Below are 23423 nucleotides of genomic sequence, written 5' to 3'. Positions count from 1 at the left end.
GAAATTGATGAAGCAGAGCAGTAAGTTACCCATCCTTGCTATTCTCCTAGTGACGCTAGGTTGCGCACTGTTTTTCCTTATCGCCGCCGCCTTTTTTTCTTATCAAAACATGACCAGCCAAGCAATGGCGCCGTATGTGTCGATCGTGAACAACAATTTAGGCGCAAAAACCAAGCTGCTGCACATCAAAAGTTCGCTGCAAGATTTCTTAGTCGAACCGTCTGCTGCCAACTTGCAGAAAACTCAAATCCGTACACGCATCATGCGTGCGAGCATTGAAAATGATCTGAAAAGCCACGCCACCATTGAGCTTCATTCTGATTACGGTGATTTTGCGCAACTGGATGCCATGACCCAAGGGCTGCATCAATTGACCTCCCGAGTCGCCGCGTTAAAAGAGGTGACTTCAGCTGAAGCCGTGATGCCGAGTTTAATTAGCGAAACCGATACGCTCTATAACCGCTGGAATACCTACACCGCAGAAGTCATTTTGCGGGTTGAACACAATCAGAGTGACTTCCTACTGAGCCGAGAGCAGTTTTATCGTCAACAACATTGGTACTATTTGGCTATCCTCTTTGTCTCTATTTTGATCATCGCGCTCGTCTTCAAACTCTATATCGATCAAGTGCGACTCACCCGTTTTACGCAACAGCAATCCCTCGATATGCAAGAAGCGAAGCGCGCCGCTGAAGCGAGTGCCGAAACCAAGTCAAAATTTCTCGCCAACATTTCTCACGAAGTACGCACGCCACTGAATGCCATCATCGGTTTAAGCGACACCGACCATTATCTCAATGCCAGCGAGCAAATTCGCGAGTACATCGATCTGATCCATCGCTCCGGTAAACATCTGCTTGCTTTGATGAACGACATTTTGGACATCAGCAAAATCGACTCTGGCAAGCTGACATTGGAACAAGTGGAATTCTCACTGAAAGACATTGTTGATGACACTCGCGTATTGTTTCACGAGCGAACCCAGACCCCGAGGGTAGAGAGTTTTATCATCACACCTCAAGATTGCGACATGATTTTCTACGGGGATCCACTGCGCCTGTTCCAAATCATCAGCAATCTCTGTTCAAACGCGATCAAGTTCACTCATGAAGGGCAGATCAAAGTGGCGTTCACCGTGCAAAATCGTGGCCCTAACTCGGTGCTGCAAATCTGCGTGTCTGACACTGGTATTGGCATTTCAGAAGCGCAGTTGCAAAAGGTGTTTGACGAGTTTGTTCAAGCCGACGATTCAACCACACGAAAATACGGCGGCACAGGACTCGGGTTGGCGATTTGCCAAAAACTGACCAATCTCATGCAAGGCACATTACGCATAGAAAGCGAACTTAATCGGGGCACCCAGGTGACCTTATCATTAACACTGCCCCTTTTGCATGCACCGCACTTTGAGCCTAAACCACCATGTCCGAGTGATATTTTGGTCCATAATGATGGCAGTGAGTATTACAGCACTATCCAACACGATGTGAACCGATTGGCTTTATTGGCGGATCATACCCAGCCTTATTTTGTGTATTACCATCACAATCAACGCCTTATCGCGAACATTCTTCCTACCTTATACGAGGAAGCTGGGGGGCGAAAACTGCTGGTGATCACCGATATCGAACAACAGCAGAATCTCGAAAGCAGTGCAAAAGTGGAGTACCTGAGCAAGCCGTATGTTTCTTATCGAATGTATGAACTGCTCCTTGGCAAACCTACCCCATCGTTAGCCACCATCACCATGCCTCACAAAACCTACTTGGATTTGCAGGTCTTGCTGGTAGAAGATGTTCATATTAATCAGTTGGTCGCGACGCACTTTCTGGCTCGCTTAGGCATTGTTCCCGATATGGCCAATAACGGTGAAGAAGCCTTAGCACGGATGAGAAAACAAGCCTACGACTTGGTGTTGATGGACATTCAAATGCCAGTGATGGATGGCTTGCAAGCAATGAAAGTAATTCAAGCAGAGCAACTCGCCAAAGGGGCGATGATCATTGCGGTAACGGCCAACGTGTTTGAAGAAGATGAGAAAAAGTATCGACAGGCGGGTTTTGACGATATTCTCGCAAAACCTTTTAATGTTGACGCATTAGAGAGCTTGATCGAAACACATTGCCTCACAAACACAGTGAAAAGCCGCACAGTTTAACAACAAACTTTTCGTCGTTTCGCCATTTCTCTGTTTTTATAAGCCTTCGACTCTCTGTCATACAGAGCTTGTAACAACCGAAGCAGTGAGTAAAAACATGCCCCCTGTACATCCATGCGTCTCCTTTTTATTGATTGATGAAGACAAGGTATTGCTTGAACAGCGCAGCAAGGAAAAGCGCTGCGACCCTGATATGGTAGCCATTCCCGGCGGGCATATGGAAACCGGAGAAAGCCAAACACAAACGCTATTAAGAGAGATCAGCGAAGAGCTTGGCGTTGATGCGTTGGCGTATCACTATCTCTGCTCGCTCTACCATCCGACCTCTGAGCTGCAGCTGCTGCACTATTATGTGGTGACCCAATGGCAAGGCGAGATCCAAAGCCACGAAGCGGACACTGTCTTTTGGAGCAAAGTCACTGACTTCGCCCCAGCGACCGAGGTGGATAAGATCGCACTTAAAGAGCTGCTTCGCTTACAAGCAGAGGGGTTGTTCTAGCTCGCATTGGTGCTCCGCGCACCGTGTGAGCATCAAACGACGCAGCATCACACCGTTACATAAAAACCAGAAAAACAGACCAAAAGAATCATTTACAAGTAAATATTAAAAACGGTGACACTTTCAAGCGAGAAAACTATCCTGAGGTTCTTACAATGGTTCTCATACACCATTAGGAGAACATCAGCATGAAATACTCATCTATCGCACTACTACTGCTTAGCTCTGTTGCCGCATCCACCAGCTATGCTGGCGATTTTAGCCTCACTAGCCATGACATTATGGAAGGGCAACGCATGGCGAAAACCTTTGAATTTACAGGATTTGGTTGTAGCGGCGATAATCTTTCCCCTCAACTAAGCTGGCAAAACGCGCCTAAAGGCACCAAAAGTTTTGCCATCACAGCGTACGACCCAGATGCCCCAACAGGCAGTGGTTGGTGGCATTGGTCTACCATTGATATCCCAGCCAATGTATCGGAATTACCGCGTGGCGTTGACCTCAAGAAAGTAGGCGCAACGGAGATCCGTAACGACTATGGCGCAAAAGGATTCGGCGGCGTTTGTCCGCCAGAGGGTGATGGCATGCACCGCTATCAATTTACCGTTTGGGCATTACCTGAAGCCAAGTTAGACTTAGATAGCAACAGCTCACCCGCTCTAGTGGGTTTTATGCTCAACGCAATGGCGTTAGATAAAGCAACGTTAACCGCAACTTACGTTCGATAATTCGTATGGGAGTGACAATGAAATCATTGATGCAACTTGCCTACTATCGTGGTGTTCACACGCAAGCATTGCGCAATGTGGCGATTCTCACTCCCAGCATTATCCAAATTACCACTGGCAGTAAGCGCCTTTATTGGCAAGAAACCACCTTGGATATTGATGCTCACAGCCTGTTGCTGTGCCGTGCCAATCATGCACTCCATTTCGAGAATCTTCCTCACGCCGGGCAGTTTTCATCTCGTCAATTTTGCTTCTCTCTATCACCCACGTCAGAAATGATGTCGTTGAGTGAACGTAATGGCACGACCACACCACATCTCACCCTTCATCACCCTGTGGTTCGCTGTGATAAAGCCCTCAACCATACGTTGAATTTGCTGGCCGGACTGCCGCTTGGCGATTTGAGTGCAGAGACACTCACGTTCTGGCTGTATGGGCTCTATCAGCAATTAGCAGAACGAGGGGTACTGCACTTGATGTTTGCGCCACAGGGCCAAAGCTTTGAGCAAAAGCTTAGTGAGTTTATCGCCCAACAGCCGAGTAAAGATCATCAAATTGAAGACGCTTGTCAGCACTTTGCCATCAGCAAAGCGACCTTGATCCGCCGTTTAAAAGAGGAAGGCACTCAATATCGTGAAGTATTGTCAAAAGTACGGCTTAGCCATGCGCTAAGCCTGATGCAGCAAGGCCACCGTAAAACCGCAGAGTTGTCATTGATGTGCGGATACCAATCGCCAGATAAATTCAGTCAACGCTTTCGTCAGCGCTTTGGACTCTCTCCGAGAGAGTATTGCAAAACATTGCCGAATTAAGCATAGCGCCAGTTTGATCGTTTTTCGCCACGCTTCGTATGCAACAGCAAATCGTATACAACAGCAAAAACACTCGCGAGAAGAAGATGACATTCACTCGGCTACGACTCATTTTAGGCGACCAACTCAATGCGCAGCACACTTGGTTCGATCAGGTGAGCGATGACACCTTATATCTGATCATCGAACTTAAACAAGAAACCGATTATGTTCGCCATCACGTACAAAAAGTGTGCGCTTTTTTTGCGGCGATGGCGCATTTTTCGGTGACTCTGCAACAACAAGGTCATCTTGTCCGCTACATCGATCTTGATGAGTCGTGTCAACGAGCCACACTGACAGACTGGATTACGGCTCTCTGCCAGCAACACCAAATCACTCATTTTGACTATCAACGTCCTGACGAATATCGTCTTTTACAGCAACTCCAAAATCTATCCATACCAGGTACAACCATTACTTGTGTCGATAGCGAACACTTCATTCTCCCTTTTGATGAAATCGAAGCGCGATTTTCCCAAGCGAAACCCCCTTTGATGGAGCATTTTTATCGCCAAATGCGTAAGCAACATAACGTCTTGTTGGATGATCAGCAAAAACCGTTGGGAGGAAAATGGAACTACGACGCGGACAATCGAAACAAACTCTCGGACAAGGATCGAGATGCACTTCCAACACCGCTGATGTTTGCCAATCCTGTTGACACCATTCTTCAGCGGCTAGAGCGACACCAGGTGCATTGTATTGGAGAAGCACAAACACCGCTACTCTGGCCAATCAATCGCTCACAAGCATTGACGTTACTGGCACACTTTTGCCAAATCTGCCTACCCTATTTTGGCCGATTTCAAGATGCCATGATCCACCAACATACGGCTTCTTGGAGCCTCTATCACAGCCGCCTCTCCTTTGCCTTAAACAGCAAATTGATCTCTCCTACAGAAGTAATCAACACCGCGATCTCGGCTTATCGACACAATCAAGATGGCATTTCTCTGGCGCAAATAGAGGGGTTTGTGCGGCAGATATTAGGTTGGCGTGAATATGTTCGCGGGATTTACTGGAGCCAGATGCCGCACTATGCCGCACTCAATGCACTGCAAGCCAAACGCACATTACCCTCCTATTTTTGGACCGGCGAGACAAACATGGCTTGCATGCGCGCAGCCATCTCACAATCACTCACCTTTGCCTACGCACATCACATTCAGCGTCTGATGGTGACGGGGAATTTTGCACTGCTTGCGGGCTGTGACCCTGACGAAGTGGAGCAATGGTATCTTGGCATTTATATCGATGCGATCGAGTGGGTAGAAATGCCCAATACAAGGGGAATGGCTCTGCACGCCGATGGTGGCATCGTGGGCACCAAACCCTATGCTGCCAGCGGCGCTTACATCAACAAAATGAGTGATTACTGCAAACAGTGCCATTACCACGTCAAACAGCGCAGTGGACAAGATGCTTGCCCCATGAATAGCCTTTATTGGCATTTCATCGACCGACATCAAAACCGCTTCTTGCGTAATCCTCGCATGGCTCTGATGGTGAAAAATTGGCAAAACCAAGCCGACGACGAGAAAGCGCGTATTCTTGCCACCGCAAACGCGTATTTAGAGCGTCTTGATAGCTTATAGCTGGCTCACAATCGCGGTAAAATCCTCATCCTCCGGGTTTGTTAGTAACGATTCCCCTTGATGGTTAGCCGCTTTTTCATCTTGAGGATTGCGTAAATTGCAACTTTCAAGAGACAAACAACCACAGCCAATGCAGCCCCCCAAATCGCTCTGCAACGCTTTCAGTTGCAAAATCCGATGCTCTAGCATCGCATGCCAGCCGGTGGCCATGGTTTCCCACTGCGCTTTTGTCGGTGCTTGATGCTTAGGGAGCCCTTCTAACGCTTGGGTAATCTCTTCTAGTGACAGTCCGACCTGCTGAGCCGCTTTGATCACCGCAATACGACGTAACACACTGCGATGGTAGCGTCTTTGATTGCCTTGATTTCGCCAACTGGTGATCAGCCCTTTCTGTTCATAAAAGTGCAACGTCGACACTTTCACTCCCGATCGTTTCGCCACTTCACCTACGCTGATGTCCATTTTGCTTCCTTGCGAGTTTTGAGGCTGTCTCTTTGTCGAATTCGAGCAAAAAAGTGCTTTACCTCAAGTTAAGTTGAGCTTTTAGAGTAGCAACAAATACGTCAGTCGACATGGAGAAAATAATGAATATGCCACCTGCAACACGCAATCGTACCTTGCCTTACCTCACCGGCCTCTTTTTTGATGGGATCTCATCGGGACTGTTTATGATGGCGTTACCATGGATGATGTTACAAACACCCGATATGGGCACGTTTGTTGCTCTCACTGCCCTTGTGTGCACAGCGCTCTCTTTTGTGATCACCCCCTTTTTCGCTACGTTGATTGATCGCCACTCTCGCAAAGCCATTCTACTCTTCAATCAATGGTTACAGGCGTTGACTGCACTTGGTGTTGCCTTGGCTAGCCTATGGGGATGGCACTCCCCTTGGCTACTGGCAGGTGCACAACTGATCTTCTGGCTCTCAAGTAATTTGGCATGGAGCACCAATAACGCCTTTACTCAGGAAAATTATCAGCAGCACGAATACGCCAGCATCGCAGGCAAACAAGAAATTGTGTTGCAAGCCACCACGCTGGGCGCAGGCGGCTTAGGGGTAGTGTTGCTAGAACATTGGGGATTGTTGGAATTTGCGTTGTTTGCTGCCAGTGCATCGTTTATCGCCGCCATCAGCTACACATTAACGCCTTATCACCGACAACTTCGCGCCGCAAAATCCGGTAAATTTTGGCACCAAGTGGTGGAGAGTCGTGTAATTTTCTCGGCGCAACCACGTTTCTTCGCCATCATTTTTCTCTCCTGCCTTTCCTATCCCATCGTCACCTATTTGGGTAAACTAGTGCCGATCTGGTTCGCGGAAAACCAAGTCGCAGGGCATTGGTTCGCTAGCTACAGCATTGCTTTCGGGTTGGGCTCACTGCTCACGGGATTGTCAATTCATCGATTATTGGCCAACGGTAATTACCCAAAAACGTTATTGTGGGCGATGGGGGCACTGACGTTTGCACTCGCGGGCATGGCACTCGCCACCACGCCTTTGGCGTTGATTGTACTGACGTTTCTTTTTGGTTTTTTCAATGCACTCAACCGAATTACCCGCACTAACTGGATGCATCACACCGTGGCCATTGAACAAAGAGGGCGTGTTGACGGAGGGCTGGCCATGTTTTCAACACTGGTACAGAGTTTAAGTTACCTATTAATCGCGTTTTTGGCTCAGCAAGACCAAACGCAGTTAGGCTTCCTAATTGCGGCACTGGTCATGCTGGTTGCTTCTGCCTGCTTGTTTGTTTTGACCAGTCGGCCTTTAACACGAGAACTGGTGCACGAATAGCAAAAATAGCCAACCTCCTAACTAAGAGGTTGGCTAGCTTGCCAGACGAAAAACAAACAGGGGGAATGTCAGGAGCTGGCAAGTTAGAACACATCACTATGCGGTTGCTAATACCGTGTGAATCTCACTTTTTAAATTGTCGGACTGCGTACCGAAAATTGCTTGCAAACTGTCCCCAATAATTAAGACATCTCGCGCCCCAAGCGCTTTGAGCTTGTTGGCATCCACATGTGAAATATCCTTCACCGACACTCTCAAACGTGTAATACACGCATCTACCGATTTAATGTTGGCCTTGCCTCCTAGCGCTGCAACAATGTCCACCGCAATCGCTTCAGGTGCGCCAGCAATGTTTACTTGCACCAACTCCGTTTCACGACCCGGGGTTTTAAGATCCAACTTGACGATCAAGAAGCGGAATAAACCGTAATACAACGCAGCCCAAATCGGACCGATGATAAAGAACATCCAGGCGTTGGTAGACATTGGGTAGTACAAGAAGAACTGAATCGCCCCATGTGCAAAGTCGGTACTGTGTTTAATCTCCAGAAAAGCGGTTAGCGCAAAAGCGATGCCGGTCAGGAAAATGTGGATGATATACAACACAGGAGCAACAAACAGGAAGGTAAGAAAAGAGAATCCAATAACAACTTCGTTCCATTTCACCGTCAAAATCCGCCAACAGGCATAAAACACGCTATTCTCATAGTAAGTGTTTGGTTTAGAACTTTATACCAAGCTCTGTACAAAAAACGGGCTCGCCTTTACGGAGCACATCCCCTTATAATTAGTGATAAAAACAACAATAAAATTCCCAAACCACGAGGAACGACGTACAGAAGGCAATAAGTAAACGTTCATGCTCAGCTGCGCATAGCACGCGACTCACATCGGCTGCTAAACGTGGACAGGGATATCGCTCATTGACGAAAAGGACACACAATATGGGCAAACTTCGCTCTTATTTGCTGCCGCTCATTCTGCCACTGCTGGCCGTTAGCCTTGTAAGCTGCTCCCAACCACAAACCCCGATAAAAATCGGTGCGGTGCTGCCTTTGACTGGCACCTTTGCGGTATATGGTGAGCAAGCCGTCAGAGGCGCCGAGCTTGCGGTTGAACAGATTAATGCCAAAGGGGGTGTCTTGGGGCGTCCACTTGAGTTGGTGATCAGAGACAATGCCACGGACCCTGCCAAGACGGTCAAATACAGTCGAGAGCTGATTCTCAATGAGGATGTGTTCGCGCTATTAGGCCCGGTCAGCAGTTCATCGCGTTATGCAATGAGTGAAATCGCCACCGAGCTGCGCACACCTATGTTTTATGGCATCGACTACGAAGGCCGTCACTACAGCCCTTATCTCATCTGTTACAGCACCATTCCTGAGCACTATATTGCACCGATTGTCCCTTATTTAGCGGAAAACGTCGGCAGTTCCTTCTACATTTTCGGTTACGACTACATTTGGCCACACCGCATGTCTCAACGCATTGTCGAAGAAGTCGAGAAAGTGGAAGGCGAAATCAGCGGCATCGAATTTACCGCCTTTGGTGTTAAAGATTACGCCCCAGTGCTGGAACACATTAAAAGCTCGGGGGCAAATGTGCTGATGCTGATCTTGCCCGGCAGTGATGGTTTCAACTTCCTCAAACAGATGAAAGCGTTTGAATTTGAAAGAGAGATTCAAGTTGTCGCTTTTGCGGCCGATGAAACCTATCTAAGCAATGTGGATTCACAATCGTTACAAGGCGTGATGACCGCCCTGCACTTTTTCAGCGGGTTGGATAACGCGGTCGCTCGCGAGTTTGTGCAGAATTATCATCGCTTTCACGGCGCAGATGCAGTGGTCACCTACTCAAGTAAAGCGCATTACGATCTGATTTATTTAATCAAAGCCGCCATCGAAAAAAGTGGCCGCGTTGATGGAGAGCAGTTATTGATCAACTTACCTGAATTGACGCTTTACAGCGGAGAAGACGCCGTTCACTTGCGCAATGATCATCATTTTGATCTCCCGATGTACCTTGCTCAGTTCCAACAAGGCGAGCTCAATGTGATTCGCAACTTAGGCATCATAAAACCTGAGGATCAAAGAAGCGCGACCGAATGAATCGACTCAGTTTCAAGATGTTCCTCATCCTGTCTCCTCTCGCCTTATTTGTGGCGATATTTGGCTATGTCTATTATCAGGCGCGCATCAACCTGATAGTGGAGCATATCCGCCAAAGTAGCCAACTGGCGATTGCACAGGGTGCAAAAGAGATCAGCCACTATATTGATCGTCGGTTTTCGGAGTTCGATTTGGTCAGTGCGCATCTTGCTCAGTGCCAAGATGAGCATGTAGTGACAGAGAGAATGGAGGATGCAATCAGTTTTGCTTCTGGTTTTTCTATGTTGCTGTTAACCGACACCAAAGGCAGCATCATCGATTCGGTGTTTTCCGCCAACAAAAGCAACCGCTATATTCTTCGCCAAGACATTTCGGGGTTGATCGCTTACGACGAGTTCACTAAAAAGCAGCTATCGCTCTCTTATCAACAATGGCTTATCGACCAACCCATCAATCAAGCCAAAGAGCAGTTGGTGTATGAAAAACTGCAAAAGCTCAAATCTCGCGGCGAAGAAAACTCCATCGAGAGTCGAGAGTTACGTAACCAACTCAATAACTTAAGAGCGATAAAAAGTTTACCAAAACCCGTGGTCAGCTTAATGCCCGCGGAGTACATCGCACAGTTAGGGCTCATTTTCGACAACGAGACCTATTTTCTTTCACGCCCTTTGGTCGATTGCGCAGGTGAACTGAAGGGCTACTACACGGCGGTGCTCGATCGCACCTTGATTGAAGATCAGATCTTTGAAATTAAAAGCACCTTAGTCAATGACAACATCAACCAAGTGGATGTGTCGATCATGACTAAGTTGAATCGTCGTTTGCTGATGCCGACGAAATATCTTAATGCTGAGGCTCTCAAAGAGTATGGCCCCAACGCCACATCCTCTCCGTGGCTCAGGCCCGATCTCGGTGGCGTCCTCATCAATCAAGACATCTATATTAGCTCCTCGTGGGGACACAGATTTACCCGAGCCAGCGGGCTCAATGTTGCACAGCATGAGCTGGGCTTATGCTTGCTTGCGTTCATTGATATTGAAGAGTTGAACAGTGAAAACCGGCATATTCTGCGCGAAGTGCTCGCTTATGTCGGCGCCGCGCTGATTGTCTTTTTACTGCTGACACTCTACCTTGCCCGTTATGTCGGCGTGCCGATTGAACGTCTGCGTCGCCAAGCCAAAGCACTGGAAAAAGGCAAATCCATCCAGGGTGAGTTGCTTGAACGCAAAGATGAAATTGGTGAGTTGTTTGCCGCGTTTTACCATATGGCCGAGGCAATCAAAGGCAAAGAACAGCAGCTCACAGTATTGGCACAGCAAGACTCATTAACTGGCGTATTGAACCGCCGAGCTCTGATTGAAGCGGCCAACATTCAAAGAAGAGTCAACGATAAGATTGGGGTCTGCATGATGGATTTGGATCACTTCAAAACCATCAATGACGAATATGGCCACGCTGCGGGCGACAAGGTTCTGAAAGCATTTTGTCAGTTAGTTTCTCAAGAAATTCGCCAACAAGATCTGTTTGGCCGCGTCGGGGGCGAAGAGTTTTGTTTAGTGTTGCCAGATGCAAATTTGGCACAAACCCTGCTTATTGCTGAGCGTATCCGCCTAAGTGCGGAGATGGTACTGGGTTCCGTACTCGAGCTCGGGGATGATATGAAAGTTACCGTGAGTATTGGTGCCACGTTATGGCAATGCTGCAACTTTGAACGCGCACTCTTCATCGCAGACAAAGCGCTTTATCGAGCCAAACATGAAGGCAGAAACCAAGTACAACATGCACTGACTGAGGACGATAACGGTGATTATTACCACTGACGATTTACAGCATAAACAAGTCATTACGCTGCTCGAAGAACATCTGCAAGACATGTACGCCACCTCGCCTGCGGAGAGTGTACACGCCTTGGACTTAAGTGCATTGCAACATCCGGATGTAACCTTTTGGACAGGCTGGCAAGCAGAAACCTTACTCGGTTGCACCGCATTGAAGCGTCTTACGCACCAACATGGTGAACTCAAATCCATGCGCACCACACACGCCGCCAGAGGCAACGGGGTGGCCTCCACGCTTTTGCAGCATTTGATTGAACACGCCAGGCAGCAAGGTTATCAACAAATCAGTTTAGAGACCGGAACCATGGCCTTTTTTGCCCCCGCTCGCGCCCTCTACGAGAAATTCGGCTTTGAGTATTGCGCACCTTTTGGCGACTATCAGGAAGACCCAAACAGCTGCTTCATGACATTAACACTCTGATCACGCACCAATGTGAGTCTGTCTCATCGCTTTTAACGCTTCCTATCCGATAAGGGGTCACTTCATGGCCTCTTTTGCTTTATTTGTGACATCGAATCCGCTTCTCTTTGCTCGATTTACACCAGCATGAATTAAGTCACATAAAATTTATGGATATGGGTGCACACTGAAATCCGTACTCATCGACTAATGAGGTCGCAATGCAAGGAGCCCCGCGCAAAATGACCTGGAAGACGACCAGGCGGTAACCCCGCCTGATCATGAGATTTATCGTCCTTCTCTTCTTCCTCTCTATTGCAAGGAGGCGCTATGCCTATCAACAAAATTCGCAATATCGCGTTTGTGGGTCAGTCTGGTAGCGGTAAAACCACGTTGATCGAAAAATTGCTTTTTGCTTGCGACGCCACCACTCATCTTGGATCCATTGAAAAAGGCGATACCGTGACCGATTTCGATGACCAATCGATTCAATATCAGCACAGTATCGAAGCCACTCCCGTCGCGTTAAGCTGGCAAAAACATCGTCTAAACATCATCGATACTCCGGGATTGTCTGAGTTACTCGGTCGCAGTTTGAGTGTCTTTCCCGCCGTTGAAACGTCGGTGTTGGTGCTGGATCCGCAAATGCCGCTGACCCAAGTTACCGACAAGCTGTTCCAATTTGCTCAGCAGCAGAAAAAATGCCAGATGATCATCATCAATAAGTTGGACAACCACGGTAACCAACTTGAGAAACTGTTGGATGAAATTCAAGACCATTTTGGTAGCAATTGCCTACCGATTAACCTTCCTTCAGCCGATGGCAACAAGGTTGTCGACTGCTTTTTTGAACCTCAACACCAACAATCGACATTGCTAAGCAGTGTTGAAGCCGCCCATGAAACCTTGATAGACCAAGTGGTGGAAGTCGATGAAGAACTGATGGAGCTCTACCTTGAACAAGGCTCAGAACTTACCCCTGCGCAGTTACACGATCCATTTGAAGAAGCGTTACGTACCGGGCATGTTGTGCCAATCTGTTTTGCCTCCGCACAGACCGGTGCTGGCATTGAATTGCTGCTGCGCACCTTAGCCGAATTAATGCCAATGCCCAACGAAGGCAACCCTCCGTTGCTGCAAAAGAACGGAAAGATGATCAAGGTGAATTGCGACACCCTCGAACACGCTGTCGCCCACGTTTACAAGATCAGCGTGGACCCTTACATGGGTAAACTGGCGTATTTACGTGTGTTCCAAGGGGAGATCAACGCAGGTAGCCAACTCTATGTCGGCGAAAGTAATAAGGCGTTTAAAGTCGGCCATCTGTATCAATTACAAGGTAAACAACGCACGGAAATTTCACGCGCGTTAGCGGGGGATTTTTGCGTATTGGCTAAAGTGGACGAGCTGGAGTTCGATTCCATCGTTCACGACTCACATGACGAAGATAACGTGTGTTTGAAAACCCTTCATTTCCCCCAACCGATGTACAGCTTAAGCCTCAAACCCACCAAACGTGGCGATGAGCAAAAACTGGGCGAAGTGCTCAACCGTATTGTCAGTGAAGACCCTTCGCTGCGCTTGGAGCATCGCGCACGCACCAATGAGACCATTTTAAGTGGGCAAGGCGAGTTCCACCTCAAAATTGCCTTGGAAAAAATGGCAAGCGTATACAAGCTGGAGGTAGACACCGAACAGCCAAGCGTTGAGTACTTTGAAACCATCACCAAACCCGCTGAAGGGCAATATCGCCATAAGAAACAAAGTGGTGGTGCGGGTCAGTTTGGCGAAGTGCACCTCAGTGTGAAACCTCTTGAGCGAGGTGCAGGATTCCAGTTCGTCAACAAAGTAGTAGGCGGAGCGATTCCAACCTCATTGATTCCAGCGGTTGAAAAAGGCATCCATCAAGCACTTGAAGAAGGGGCGATTTCGAATAACCCGATCCGCGACATTGAAGTCACGGTACACGATGGCAAGTACCACTCGGTCGATTCCAAAGAGATCGCGTTTGTCATCGCAGGTAAGAAGGCGTTTCTCGATGCCGTCAAGAAAGCAGACCCGATAGTATTGGAACCGATTGTTCAGTTGGAGCTGACCATTCCGACCAATAACGTCGGCGATGTGACTGGCGATCTGTCTGGCAACCGCGGCCTCATTGAAGGCACAGAGCCACAAGCGAACAACCTAACTTTAATCAAAGGCAAGTCGCCGCTCAATGAGCTGCAAGACTATGCAAGAAAACTGCGCGCACTGACTGGCGGTGAAGGCAGCTTCAACATGTCGCTCAGCCACTATGAACCCGCCCCACCAGCAGTGCAAAAAAGAGTCTGTGAAGAAACGACTTCCTAATCGGCAAATTCAGTCACCATCAATGTTTTTCGTCAACAACACAGTAAGGGAGCATCACGCTCCCTTGTTTATCGCTTCTTTTTACTTGTTTCGTTGTAAATGGCTTCTTTGTAAATTGTCTGTACGTAAATGACTTCTTCGTTTATTGCTTGCTGGCCAAGCAACCTTCACGGTCATCTTTTAGCTAACGTTCTTTCGGTTCGGCAATTTGATAGAGCTTATGTTCCGAGCAGGCAGTTTCACAGTTGCACACTTTATCCACCCCGACCGTATTTAAACCACCACAACTGCCTTGAATCGCTTTGCGTTTGAACATCACTCCAATCGCCATCAAGCCAATCACCAATAGAAAAACGCCGAATGTCACCAACAAATTCACCATGTTACCCCCTTGGACGAATGCGTAATATGGGTGAACAAACCCTTTGATTTGGTTCGCGCGTGGCCACCTTGTTCACCTTGCTCTGCTGGCGACAAGCCGATCCACACTGAGAATGAGACCGACATTCGCGGCCTTGTGTTGCAGAAGTCATGGGCGTTTTTACAGCCTTGCTTACCTCGTGCAGTGAACAACGACCAGCCAGTTGATAGACGGCCACCCCTTTTGACAGTAACTTTGCTAACGATTTCTGACCGATATTTTTCACCATCAGTTGTGTCACGCCTGCGGCTAAAAGTTGCTGAACACAACGCGCTTTCTTGGCGCACTCAGCTTGATTGAAGGCAGGATTGGCAAGATACGCCACCACCTCTCCAAGTGAATTGATCAACGCGAATCGCTCCGCTTTCATAAAGTGTCCAGAGATTTTGTCCTGATGTAATGGAATCGCAATCATGCTTCCTTCTCCTTATCTTGACTTTGATTGGGCAAGGTCAGCACTTTGCCTTCCACCAAACACAACGCCACTTTGTTTCGCGCTCGCTTGATGATGTTGCCAAAGGTCTGCCTCGACACCCCCATACGCTGGGCCGCATCAAGTTGATGCAGTTGCAGTACGTCCGCCAGTCGCAGGGCTTCAAGTTCATCGGCATCTAGAGCAATGCGCGGCAAATTGTGTGCAGGTATCCCATTGGGCTTAAAGCAGCTGGCTTTTGGCAAACAACCAATGGTGCGGGGCTTTTTCGGTCGTGGCATCGGTGCCTCCTCAATATGACAAGCGCACTGTAGATTTATAATTGGCATATGCCAATAACAATAACCTTAGATTGCAAAAACAACAAAAGCCGCGCTGGCGGCTTTTGGAATTGGTTAAAGGAAGCAAAAACTCGGTGCTATTTATCGATACTCAGTCCGAACTGGGTAATTCTTGCTTCAAAGTCAGCAAGGCTTTCCGCTTTGTAGGTGGGCGAGCCATTGAAGTATCTTGGTTTTTCAGGCCGCATGGCATTTTTCAGTTCCTGCTCCTGCTCTAGATTGTCATGATACACGGTGACTCGATTTGGAATGTCTTGCTTTAGTCTTGCCATTACGATCTCCTTTCTGACGTTGGAATCTAAAGCGTAGTCAAGGCCAACACGATGTCAAAGTGGCCTTAGTTTGCTGTTTTATCAGTAAAATCGCTAATCCCTTGCCAGCAGAGAAAAAATTCAAAACGCCAGCGTGTTGGCGATGTCGTTTGAAGATCAAATTTGTGATTGGCTGCAAAAAAGCCTCTTCAAAAGAGGCTTTGAAGATCGGTTAGATTTGTGGCCGAGCCGTTTCAATCGTAGACGGTGGTAAATGCGGCAAGACGATTTGCGGCTGCTCACCCGTCAGAGATTTGAGAAACTCGGTGATTTTGCCAGACTCATCTTTGGTCAGTTTTTGCCCCAACTGAATGTCTGCCATCACTTCTACCGCCTCTTGAAGATCCCACACAGAGCCGTCGTGGAAGTAGGGGTAGGTGAGCTCAATATTACGCAATGTCGGCACCTTAAAGACAAACTCATCGAACTCTTTGCCAGTAATCGCCTTGCGCCCTACATCTGGGTTAGCGGTTTCAAAAGGCTTCACTAACCCCATTTTTTGGTACATCTGCCCTCCGGCTAAAGGGCCGCTATGACACGCCGTACACCCCTTCGCTTTGAACAGCTCGTAACCTTCCACTTGGGCCGTGGTGAGCGCGCTGTCTTCCCCTCTTAACCACAAGTCAAACGGTGCATTGGGGGTACGAAGCGTTTTCTCAAAGGTCGCGATGGCGTCCGTAACTTGCTCTAAGGTGAACTCTTCCACCCCATACGCTTGTTTGAACCAAGTGCGGTACTGAGGAATCGATTTTAAGGTGTCGATCGCCAATTGATGGGTAAATGCCATCTCTAGCGGATTCTCAATCGGCCCTGCGGCCTGCTCTTGAAGATCTTTGGCGCGACCATTCCAGAACTGCACGAAGTTGAGATCCGAGTTAAACACCGTGGGTGAATTGATCGGTCCAATCGCCCATTTATGTCCAATGGAGCTTGGTAGGTTATCCACCCCACCCTTGGCCACGTTATGACATGAGTTACACGAAATGGTGTTAGAGGCTGATAATCGAGGCTCAAACCATAAGGTTTTTCCCAATTCAACTTTCTTCGCGTCCAACCCAACAACCGGATCAATCACTTTGATCGGTTCTTGCGCCTGTCGTTCTGCCAAGGTTGCAAATGACACGACAGATAAGAGACTCACTGCAATGATTTTTTTCATCGTTACTTCCTTTCTCGAGAGTTATTCCAACCTCACTAGAGCTGCGCATTTCTTGACCGATGCGCTTTGGCAAGTAACTTAAAGCAAACGATTTTGCGGTGATAACGCAAAAAAACGATGGTTTTTATGACAAAAATCGATGTTAAAAGTGCGTAATCTGTACAAAGCTTGTGCAATCTTTCATCGCGCGCGTCGATTTACTATTTATTTACATTTTTATAAAGAATGCAATCGACGTCTTTGTTGATGCAAATCAATTCCACAATTGAGCAAATTCACATCAAACCGAAATCATCACTTTGGTCCAAGCGACGATCAATAGCGAAGCCGCCATCAACCAAATCACCGTCGCTGCAGAAAGTGTTGTAACCAGACTAAAGCGGTAACTAAAATAGTAAACAGCAGCAAGATAGGCGGCATAAGGCAACAAAGACCAAAGACCAAATAGCGCGGTTTGGCGCAAGTCTTCCATGCTTCTTTCACTGCCTACAATGAAGTGCGCAATCAGAGCAAAGGTCGGAAAGAGGGGGACTAACCCCGCAATATAGAAATTTTTGCTTTTCGACAACAGCGCAATAATGACCACAGCCGCCGCGCCCAACAAAGATTTTAGAAACAAACTGATCACCGATGCCTTCCCTTTTTGATCTTGATTGGTCAAATCGTAAAAGATCAAGCGCAAGAAACCAGCAAGAGAAACGCAAAATTCTCGCCAAATGAGAATCTTTGAAAAATCGAGCGTCTTAGGGCTTCAAGCCTCGTCGAGATGAACGCGAAAGGTTAACAACGGCTTTCTTAGCCATCGGGGATGTTCGACAATCTCAACCCTATCCCCCACCAAGACTTGCCCCTTGCGCGGCACTTCCATTTGAAGAGTATCGCCATTTTGCAAGATGACATTGACCAAAGTATGCGGCTGAGTAAATTCGTCGTCATAGCCGATTGCCGTTTCCGACACCTGCCCCCAATGCACCACAGGCTGTGACGAATAGAGGTTAACTTTGAGCACGATGAGCAGAGCCAGCGCAACAATCAGGACCATACGACGAGTAGAAGGTCGTCTTAATTGAATGGGCATAACGAATCCTCCATGGGCGTTGAAAGGATTGAACAGCAACAGAGCTTTTCGGTTATTTTTCCACCATAACACAGTTATTTATCAGACAACGCCGCACCGTCAATGATTTCCGATACAGCTCAACAAACCCGCTCTCGCGTTGTCATGCAAATTTGCTCCTTCTTGCCGATGTTTACTGGATCGATCACTGCCACACTGACACTGGCGCGCTGGATGACCCGTTAACTCTCGCTGACACTCGCCTCTCGAGGTTACTTGGGTATAACAACGCATCACGCGTTATGCATGCGATTTTTGCATCACAAACGCCAGCGGGGTCTGCCCCGTTTGCTTTTTGAAAAATGCGATAAACGCGCTGTCTGAGGAAAAAGCCAGTTGGTGCGCCACTTCGCTCACGGGTAACGGTGTAGATAATAATTCAATCGCTTTCAACACCCGCCATTGTTGCCGCCATTCTTGGTACGACATGCCTGTATCTTGTTTAAACAAACGGGTAATGGTTTTGCTGCTGGCGCCCACTTGCTTCGCCAACTCGCCACAACTGGGCGCTAAGAAATCATTTTTTACCAGTTGCTGACTCCATTTCTTTAGCCGGCGATCGGTGGGCAATGGCAGACGATAATCGTGTTGCTGCGCAGCAAAGAACTCTTCCCAAAACAGCGCTAGCGTGTGCGTCATCTCTTGTTCATTTTTGTCCCAAGGCCAAAAAGCCATTCGTTCAATCAACGCGCGCAGCAGTTCATTGACCTCAATCACCGTTACCTTGTCTGGGCTATTTATCTCAGAGCAATCAAAGTAGAGCGAACGATAGGCCACCACATTGGTCATCACCGCTTGATGTGCCACCCTAGGAGGGATCCACACTGCTTTGGTGGGCGGTAAGATGCAGATTGCCCCTTCTAAGGCGAAGCTCATGCAACCTCTTGGCGCATAAAGCAACTGACCTTTTTGGTGTTGGTGCATGCCAGAGTCGTGCTGTCCAACGTCTGCGGCAATTCCAATCACTCGACCAGGAAGTCGATCAGCATTGAATACAGTTTGATGATTTATAATGGCCATATGTCCGAATATTGATATTTTTCGTTTTAATGTTGTTAACTGGAAATATTAGTCTCTCACTACACTAGGCACCAAGTTATTTTTGAGAGCAACTTATGAAACAAACGCCTTCACTTTGGCTCATGGTGTTACTGCTGATGCTGCCACAGGTTGTAGAAACCATTTATAGCCCGGCGCTCACCGCCATCTCTGTCTCTTTTGCCGTGCCTGAGCACATTGCCGCGCAAACCCTGTCTGTTTATTTTGCGGCTTTTGCCTTTGGTGTGGTGTGTTGGGGCATTTTATGCGATCGATGGGGACGCCGACCAACCATGCTACTTGGGCTGACTCTCTACGCTGGCGCATCACTATTGGCCATCGTGACCGACAGTTTTGCTGTGTTAATGATCGCAAGAATCCTTAGTGCTTTTGGCATTGCGGTTGGATCCATTGTCACCCAAACCATGCTGAGAGACGCCTTTCAAGGTGAGGAGCTTGCCAAAGTTTTCTCTCTGATGGGATTAGGCATCGCGATTAGTCCGGTGTTGGGCATGCTGCTTGGCGGACAACTCGTCTCCTTGGGGGGCTATCGCTCAGTGTTTATCGCCCTGTTTGTCGCAGCGATGGCCGTGTTCACACTTGCCTCAGCGCGACTTCCTGAAACTCAACAACAGCGAACTTCGACCGCACTGTTGCCGCTGGCAACAAAAATGGTCAAAGACCGCGAGATTTGGGCCGCCGCCCTACTGGTTGCACTGTATAACATCGCGTTGTTTGCCTATTACCAACTCGGCGGATTTGCGTTTGTTCAACTGGGCTATAGCGCTCGTGAGTTTGGTTACAGCGGCATTGTGCTGGGGCTCGCAACGTTTTGTGCCAGCTATATCAATAAGCGCCTGCTCGCAAGAAAAGTGTCTCAAACCACATTGCTGCGCTTTGCTGCCACATTGTTCGTGCTTGGTTCACTTGGAGTGTTTCTCTGTTTGAATTCAATTGGGTTCTTGCTGCCAATGATGAGTGTCGTCATGGCCTTTGGCATCGCCATTCCGAATGTTCTTAGTGGGGCTTTGCTTCACTACCGAGAGCATGCCGGCAGTGCTGGAGCACTATTTGGGCTAATGTACTATCTGTTGATTGGATTTGGCCTTGCGCTCGCCGCTCGCGTACAGCACTTAGGCATCGTACTCGTGGGTTGTAGTTTACTCATACTTTGCGTCATGCATCTGTCTGGACGCCGCACTGGCAGATCAGTCGCCATGAATAATAATGAGTAAAAACATCAGAAAATAATACTCAAGCTAGCGCAAAGCATGAAAAAATCATCAAAAGCGCTAGCTTTCTTATTGAATAGAAAACTTTCATCTCCTCGATAACATTACAAGATCAAATCGACAAGGATAAAAAAAACATCATCAAGCATGAACTACATACATATCTAACAATTAATATGTCTACAGACAAATAAAAACGAGATAGGTTATGTTCATTCAATCAATACACAACTTTAGAGCCATCGCCATTTTAATGGTAGTTATGGTTCATGTATACGCTTATGGATTAGAAAATACGCCATTTTATACGAGTGTTTTTAAGAACATTCTCAGCGGTTGTACTGCCTTGCTGGTTTTCATATCTGGATATATGTTTCATCATGTTTTTTACAAGAGCTTTAGTTACTCAAAATTTATAAGCTCTAAGTTTAGTAAAGTTGTTACACCTTATTTATTTTTGTCCACCATGGCAATATTCATGTTGTATGCAATGAAAGGAGGATATTTTAGTTCTACCGCAGATTACGGCAATATTGCATTTTTCAACGCAGGTGATTCTGATCCCGTCACCATTTTAAAATACTACTTAACCGGCAGAATGATTACGGCTTATTGGTATATTCCTTGCGCTATCTTACTCTTCCTTTGCTCTCCACTACATGTAAAGTTTATTCATGCGGCCAGAAACCAGCAGATCATAACAATCGCTCTATTGTCAATATTGTCCATTGTGGTTCATCGATCCTATGAAAACATTAATCCAATACAGATGTTTATTTACTTCACACCAATATATCTATTGGGTATTTATGTTTCATTACACGGTAATCCGCAAGAAGACCGTTCGAAAACAAAAGCTTTTATTTTTACTCTATTGGCACTATTGATTGCCGTTTATCAATCTTACACAGGTCATCAAGGGAACTATACAAAGGAAATGTTTGAATTTAATGGCATTGATTTTATGTTTATCCAAAAATTCTTCCTTTGTTTGTCTGTTTATTACCTAACTAACATATATGTATTTAACAATAAAATCATGAACACCATCGCTAATACAAGTTTTGCAATATTCTTCATTCATCCTTGGGTTATCACAACCTTAAAAAGATTGCCTTTCTATGGCGAGCAATCTTCGTATAATCCCATTTACTATTTCATTACGTTTGCTTTGGTGATCACGATTAGTACTTGCTCAGCTGTAATGCTAAAAAAACTGTTAAAGCCAAGAATAAAAACAAAATACATTATTGGTTACTAAACTCATCCACCATCATTCCATACACTTCACAGAGGTTGATTCTCTTCTTCTGTGAAGTGGCCTTTCTCCCTCGCTAGCTTATTTATTCCATTCACGTATACTTCTCTCGTTTACACAAAAACCACAATATCAACACAAAGAAAATACACTTATGTCTGCTGCTAGCTTTCTTCGTCTCGTCTGCCTTGCCGCTATTTGGGGAAGTTCATTCCTATTTATGCGCATCGCAGCTCACAGTTTTGGTCCTGCGTATCTCATTGAGCTTCGTGTGTTGTTTGCGGCCATCAGTTTACTGCTGGTGTCCCTCTACCTGCGCAAACACATTCGTGCTTTGCTCAGTCATCCAAAACACTTTTTTATCATTGGCCTGTTCAATACGGCGTTGCCTTTTCTTTGTTTTGCCTACGCGGCGCAAACCTTGAATGCCTCTACGCTGGCGGTACTCAACTCAACCGCGGCGATTTGGGGCACTGTGATTGGGTTTTTCTGGCATAAAACCCCCATTTCCACCAAAGGAGTGATCGGCTTGATGTTAGGGGTGACTGGGGTGGTGGTGCTCGTGGGTTGGGATGCCATCAATCTTGGTCAGCAAGCCGCACTGCCTATCACTGCTGGCGTCATGGCCGCATGTTGCTACGGCATAGCAACAAACTACACCAAAGGAGCGCCACAAGTGCCTGCCTTCGCCAATGCACATGGCAGTATGTGGGCTGCCGTGCTGATTGTGTTGCCCTTGCTGCCTTTTGTGCCGATGAATGCGATGCCAACCTCGATTGAGTGGCTCTCAGTCTTTGCGCTCGGCATTTTGTGCACGGGTGTCGCTTACTTGATGTACTTCCGTCTCATCAGTGAAATTGGCCCAGCGTCTGCTTTGTCTGTCACTTTTTTGATCCCGGTATTTGGCATCCTCTGGGGATATTTAATCCTCAATGAACCTATTGGTATCAATACCTTAGCGGGTACGGTTTTGGTTTTGAGTGGCACCATGATGGTGACGGGCTTTTCACTACGCTCCGCACTTTCATCTCCGCAAGCAAAACAATTATAGTTTTGTATGGTTTTGTCATGATTCATTGAAATAAAACAGCGTTTAATTAGAATCGAGCCTCCTGTTCCTTGATTCTAGTTACCGCTGTCATGAAAAAAACACTACTCCTTTTACTCATCCCTATGATTCTCTCCGCTTGTTCTTCCATGAGTCCTGAAGAATGCCGTAGCGCTAACTGGCAACAAATTGGCTATTTAGATGGGCAAAATGGCGTCAATCCCACGGTGATCAGCGATTATGTGAAAGATTGTCGTGACGCCGGTGTTTACCCAGATCAAGAGATGTGGCAGCGTGGCTTTGAGCAAGGCACCGTACTCTACTGCTCAGCAGATAACGGCTACCGCGTCGGTAAGCAAGGCCGCGAATACTACGGTGTTTGCAACAACGAACGTTTTCTCGAAAACTATCAGAAAGGTTATCAAGATTATCTGGTTCAAAAACGACTCAATGAGATCAACAAAGAAATCAGCGATATTGATACACAACTGCGCATACTCAAAAACGACAACGAGAACAAACAGCAGAGAAAAACACTGGAAAGTCGACGTAAAGAGCTCATTCGTGAACGTACATCATTGATTGTGCCAACACGTTCTTACAATCTGAAGTTTTCGTTTTGAGCATGACGGGCTCGAGCGCGAAACATTCGGTTGATTGTGCTGCATGAGATGAAAGTTTGATGAATTTTTCAAACTTCTTACATACAAGCGTTGCAATGCCTCGTTGAACTGGGCAAT

At 47.1% G+C, this 23423-nt stretch carries 23 protein-coding genes and 1 pseudogene; 14 read left to right on the top strand and 10 right to left on the bottom strand.

Annotated features, from left to right (window positions below; all coding sequences use genetic code 11):
* Positions 1-7 precede the first annotated feature (7 nt).
* The 5 genes from AOT11_RS18795 to AOT11_RS18775 all read left to right on the top strand — a co-directional run bounded on the left by AOT11_RS18795 (position 8) and on the right by AOT11_RS18775 (position 5834).
* The gene (locus AOT11_RS18795) at positions 8-2158 is read left to right on the top strand and encodes an ATP-binding protein (RefSeq protein ID WP_017421491.1); all 2151 of its coding nucleotides are present in this window, start codon (positions 8-10) and stop codon (positions 2156-2158) included.
* A 97-nt stretch (positions 2159-2255) separates the two neighbouring features.
* On the top strand, positions 2256-2657 hold the full coding sequence (locus AOT11_RS18790) for an NUDIX hydrolase (RefSeq protein WP_017421490.1): 402 nt from the start codon (positions 2256-2258) through the stop codon (positions 2655-2657).
* Between the two features lie 188 nt (positions 2658-2845).
* A complete protein-coding gene (locus AOT11_RS18785) occupies positions 2846-3385 on the top strand; it encodes a YbhB/YbcL family Raf kinase inhibitor-like protein (RefSeq protein ID WP_011081841.1) in 540 nt (179 codons plus the stop codon).
* Positions 3386-3402: 17 nt separating this feature from the next.
* Positions 3403-4197, top strand: coding sequence for a helix-turn-helix transcriptional regulator (locus tag AOT11_RS18780; RefSeq protein WP_026050537.1), 795 nt, complete (start codon positions 3403-3405; stop codon positions 4195-4197).
* 86 nt (positions 4198-4283) lie between these two features.
* Positions 4284-5834 carry a cryptochrome/photolyase family protein gene (locus AOT11_RS18775; protein ID WP_026050536.1) on the top strand — a complete coding sequence of 517 codons (1551 nt, stop codon included), beginning with the start codon at positions 4284-4286 and terminating at the stop codon, positions 5832-5834.
* Here AOT11_RS18775 and soxR read toward each other — a convergent pair.
* Positions 5829-6296 (bottom strand): redox-sensitive transcriptional activator SoxR, encoded by a 468-nt coding sequence (soxR, locus tag AOT11_RS18770; RefSeq protein ID WP_017421487.1) that lies wholly within the window; start codon positions 6294-6296, stop codon positions 5829-5831. The two genes, AOT11_RS18775 and soxR, sit on opposite strands and share 6 nt — an antisense overlap.
* 110 nt (positions 6297-6406) lie before the next feature.
* Here soxR and AOT11_RS18765 point away from each other — a divergent pair, with 110 nt between their 5' ends.
* A complete protein-coding gene (locus tag AOT11_RS18765) occupies positions 6407-7630 on the top strand; it encodes an MFS transporter (RefSeq protein WP_017421486.1) in 1224 nt (407 codons plus the stop codon).
* A gap of 96 nt (positions 7631-7726) precedes the next feature.
* Here AOT11_RS18765 and AOT11_RS18760 read toward each other — a convergent pair.
* Positions 7727-8257, bottom strand: a pseudogene (locus tag AOT11_RS18760) (glucose PTS transporter subunit EIIB); the annotation flags it as partial.
* Between the two features lie 317 nt (positions 8258-8574).
* Here AOT11_RS18760 and AOT11_RS18755 point away from each other — a divergent pair.
* From AOT11_RS18755 to fusA, 4 genes are all read left to right on the top strand, one after another.
* On the top strand, positions 8575-9738 hold the full coding sequence (locus AOT11_RS18755) for a substrate-binding protein (protein ID WP_017421484.1): 1164 nt from the start codon (positions 8575-8577) through the stop codon (positions 9736-9738).
* A complete protein-coding gene (locus tag AOT11_RS18750) occupies positions 9735-11558 on the top strand; it encodes a GGDEF domain-containing protein (RefSeq protein WP_017421483.1) in 1824 nt (607 codons plus the stop codon). Before AOT11_RS18755 ends, AOT11_RS18750 begins: the two co-directional genes overlap by 4 nt.
* A complete protein-coding gene (locus AOT11_RS18745; protein WP_017421482.1) occupies positions 11542-11997 on the top strand; it encodes a GNAT family N-acetyltransferase in 456 nt (151 codons plus the stop codon). Before AOT11_RS18750 ends, AOT11_RS18745 begins: the two co-directional genes overlap by 17 nt.
* A gap of 309 nt (positions 11998-12306) precedes the next feature.
* On the top strand, positions 12307-14325 hold the full coding sequence (gene fusA / locus AOT11_RS18735) for an elongation factor G (RefSeq protein ID WP_017421481.1): 2019 nt from the start codon (positions 12307-12309) through the stop codon (positions 14323-14325).
* Between the two features lie 184 nt (positions 14326-14509).
* Here fusA and nqrM read toward each other — a convergent pair whose 3' ends face one another.
* The 8 genes from nqrM to AOT11_RS18695 all read right to left on the bottom strand — a co-directional run bounded on the left by nqrM (position 14510) and on the right by AOT11_RS18695 (position 19127).
* Positions 14510-14707, bottom strand: coding sequence for a (Na+)-NQR maturation NqrM (gene nqrM / locus AOT11_RS18730; protein ID WP_011081850.1), 198 nt, complete (start codon positions 14705-14707; stop codon positions 14510-14512).
* Between the two features lies 1 nt (position 14708).
* Positions 14709-15161: a NifB/NifX family molybdenum-iron cluster-binding protein gene (locus AOT11_RS18725; RefSeq protein WP_017421480.1), complete on the bottom strand. Its 453-nt coding sequence runs from the start codon at positions 15159-15161 to the stop codon at positions 14709-14711.
* On the bottom strand, positions 15158-15460 hold the full coding sequence (locus AOT11_RS18720; protein ID WP_026050535.1) for a DUF134 domain-containing protein: 303 nt from the start codon (positions 15458-15460) through the stop codon (positions 15158-15160). The genes AOT11_RS18725 and AOT11_RS18720 overlap by 4 nt, the downstream gene beginning before the upstream one ends.
* 137 nt (positions 15461-15597) lie before the next feature.
* Entirely contained in the window at positions 15598-15792 is a 195-nt protein-coding gene (locus AOT11_RS18715) for a hypothetical protein (protein ID WP_017421478.1), read from the bottom strand.
* Between the two features lie 211 nt (positions 15793-16003).
* Positions 16004-16990 carry a cytochrome-c peroxidase gene (locus AOT11_RS18710; RefSeq protein WP_011152659.1) on the bottom strand — a complete coding sequence of 329 codons (987 nt, stop codon included), beginning with the start codon at positions 16988-16990 and terminating at the stop codon, positions 16004-16006.
* A gap of 280 nt (positions 16991-17270) precedes the next feature.
* Entirely contained in the window at positions 17271-17618 is a 348-nt protein-coding gene (locus AOT11_RS18705; RefSeq protein WP_026050534.1) for a GlpM family protein, read from the bottom strand.
* 123 nt (positions 17619-17741) lie between these two features.
* On the bottom strand, positions 17742-18068 hold the full coding sequence (locus AOT11_RS18700; protein WP_017421476.1) for a hypothetical protein: 327 nt from the start codon (positions 18066-18068) through the stop codon (positions 17742-17744).
* Between the two features lie 279 nt (positions 18069-18347).
* The gene (locus AOT11_RS18695; RefSeq protein ID WP_017421475.1) at positions 18348-19127 is read right to left on the bottom strand and encodes an AraC family transcriptional regulator; all 780 of its coding nucleotides are present in this window, start codon (positions 19125-19127) and stop codon (positions 18348-18350) included.
* 95 nt (positions 19128-19222) lie between these two features.
* Here AOT11_RS18695 and AOT11_RS18690 point away from each other — a divergent pair, with 95 nt between their 5' ends.
* The 4 genes from AOT11_RS18690 (at position 19223) to AOT11_RS18675 (ending at position 23306) form a co-directional block, all read left to right on the top strand.
* Positions 19223-20380 (top strand): multidrug effflux MFS transporter, encoded by a 1158-nt coding sequence (locus AOT11_RS18690; RefSeq protein WP_017421474.1) that lies wholly within the window; start codon positions 19223-19225, stop codon positions 20378-20380.
* A gap of 205 nt (positions 20381-20585) precedes the next feature.
* Positions 20586-21638, top strand: a complete 1053-nt coding sequence (locus AOT11_RS18685; protein WP_017421473.1) for an acyltransferase family protein — start codon at positions 20586-20588, stop codon at positions 21636-21638.
* Between the two features lie 151 nt (positions 21639-21789).
* Entirely contained in the window at positions 21790-22686 is an 897-nt protein-coding gene (locus AOT11_RS18680) for a DMT family transporter (protein ID WP_017421472.1), read from the top strand.
* An 89-nt stretch (positions 22687-22775) separates the two neighbouring features.
* Positions 22776-23306, top strand: coding sequence for a DUF2799 domain-containing protein (locus AOT11_RS18675; RefSeq protein WP_017421471.1), 531 nt, complete (start codon positions 22776-22778; stop codon positions 23304-23306).
* The last annotated feature ends 117 nt before the right edge of the window (positions 23307-23423 follow it).

Origin of the sequence: Vibrio vulnificus NBRC 15645 = ATCC 27562, assembly GCF_002224265.1 — a bacterium.
In the GTDB taxonomy this organism is placed as follows: domain Bacteria; phylum Pseudomonadota; class Gammaproteobacteria; order Enterobacterales; family Vibrionaceae; genus Vibrio; species Vibrio vulnificus.
Note: the sequence above shows the minus strand (reverse complement) of the source record. Positions and strands in the feature narration are given on the sequence as shown.

Excerpts from the sequence above, each read along its gene's own strand:
- AOT11_RS18795 (WP_017421491.1), top strand. The coding sequence starts at position 8 with ATGAAGCAGAGCAGTAAGTTACCCATCCTTGCTATTCTCCTAGTGACG.
- AOT11_RS18790 (WP_017421490.1), top strand. The coding sequence starts at position 2,256 with ATGCCCCCTGTACATCCATGCGTCTCCTTTTTATTGATTGATGAAGAC.
- AOT11_RS18785 (WP_011081841.1), top strand. The coding sequence starts at position 2,846 with ATGAAATACTCATCTATCGCACTACTACTGCTTAGCTCTGTTGCCGCA.
- AOT11_RS18780 (WP_026050537.1), top strand. The coding sequence starts at position 3,403 with ATGAAATCATTGATGCAACTTGCCTACTATCGTGGTGTTCACACGCAA.
- AOT11_RS18775 (WP_026050536.1), top strand. The coding sequence starts at position 4,284 with ATGACATTCACTCGGCTACGACTCATTTTAGGCGACCAACTCAATGCG.
- soxR (WP_017421487.1), bottom strand. The coding sequence starts at position 6,296 with ATGGACATCAGCGTAGGTGAAGTGGCGAAACGATCGGGAGTGAAAGTG.
- AOT11_RS18765 (WP_017421486.1), top strand. The coding sequence starts at position 6,407 with ATGGAGAAAATAATGAATATGCCACCTGCAACACGCAATCGTACCTTG.
- AOT11_RS18755 (WP_017421484.1), top strand. The coding sequence starts at position 8,575 with ATGGGCAAACTTCGCTCTTATTTGCTGCCGCTCATTCTGCCACTGCTG.
- AOT11_RS18750 (WP_017421483.1), top strand. The coding sequence starts at position 9,735 with ATGAATCGACTCAGTTTCAAGATGTTCCTCATCCTGTCTCCTCTCGCC.
- fusA (WP_017421481.1), top strand. The coding sequence starts at position 12,307 with ATGCCTATCAACAAAATTCGCAATATCGCGTTTGTGGGTCAGTCTGGT.
- nqrM (WP_011081850.1), bottom strand. The coding sequence starts at position 14,707 with ATGGTGAATTTGTTGGTGACATTCGGCGTTTTTCTATTGGTGATTGGC.
- AOT11_RS18725 (WP_017421480.1), bottom strand. The coding sequence starts at position 15,161 with ATGATTGCGATTCCATTACATCAGGACAAAATCTCTGGACACTTTATG.
- AOT11_RS18720 (WP_026050535.1), bottom strand. The coding sequence starts at position 15,460 with ATGCCACGACCGAAAAAGCCCCGCACCATTGGTTGTTTGCCAAAAGCC.
- AOT11_RS18715 (WP_017421478.1), bottom strand. The coding sequence starts at position 15,792 with ATGGCAAGACTAAAGCAAGACATTCCAAATCGAGTCACCGTGTATCAT.
- AOT11_RS18710 (WP_011152659.1), bottom strand. The coding sequence starts at position 16,990 with ATGAAAAAAATCATTGCAGTGAGTCTCTTATCTGTCGTGTCATTTGCA.
- AOT11_RS18700 (WP_017421476.1), bottom strand. The coding sequence starts at position 18,068 with ATGCCCATTCAATTAAGACGACCTTCTACTCGTCGTATGGTCCTGATT.
- AOT11_RS18695 (WP_017421475.1), bottom strand. The coding sequence starts at position 19,127 with ATGGCCATTATAAATCATCAAACTGTATTCAATGCTGATCGACTTCCT.
- AOT11_RS18690 (WP_017421474.1), top strand. The coding sequence starts at position 19,223 with ATGAAACAAACGCCTTCACTTTGGCTCATGGTGTTACTGCTGATGCTG.
- AOT11_RS18685 (WP_017421473.1), top strand. The coding sequence starts at position 20,586 with ATGTTCATTCAATCAATACACAACTTTAGAGCCATCGCCATTTTAATG.
- AOT11_RS18680 (WP_017421472.1), top strand. The coding sequence starts at position 21,790 with ATGTCTGCTGCTAGCTTTCTTCGTCTCGTCTGCCTTGCCGCTATTTGG.
- AOT11_RS18675 (WP_017421471.1), top strand. The coding sequence starts at position 22,776 with ATGAAAAAAACACTACTCCTTTTACTCATCCCTATGATTCTCTCCGCT.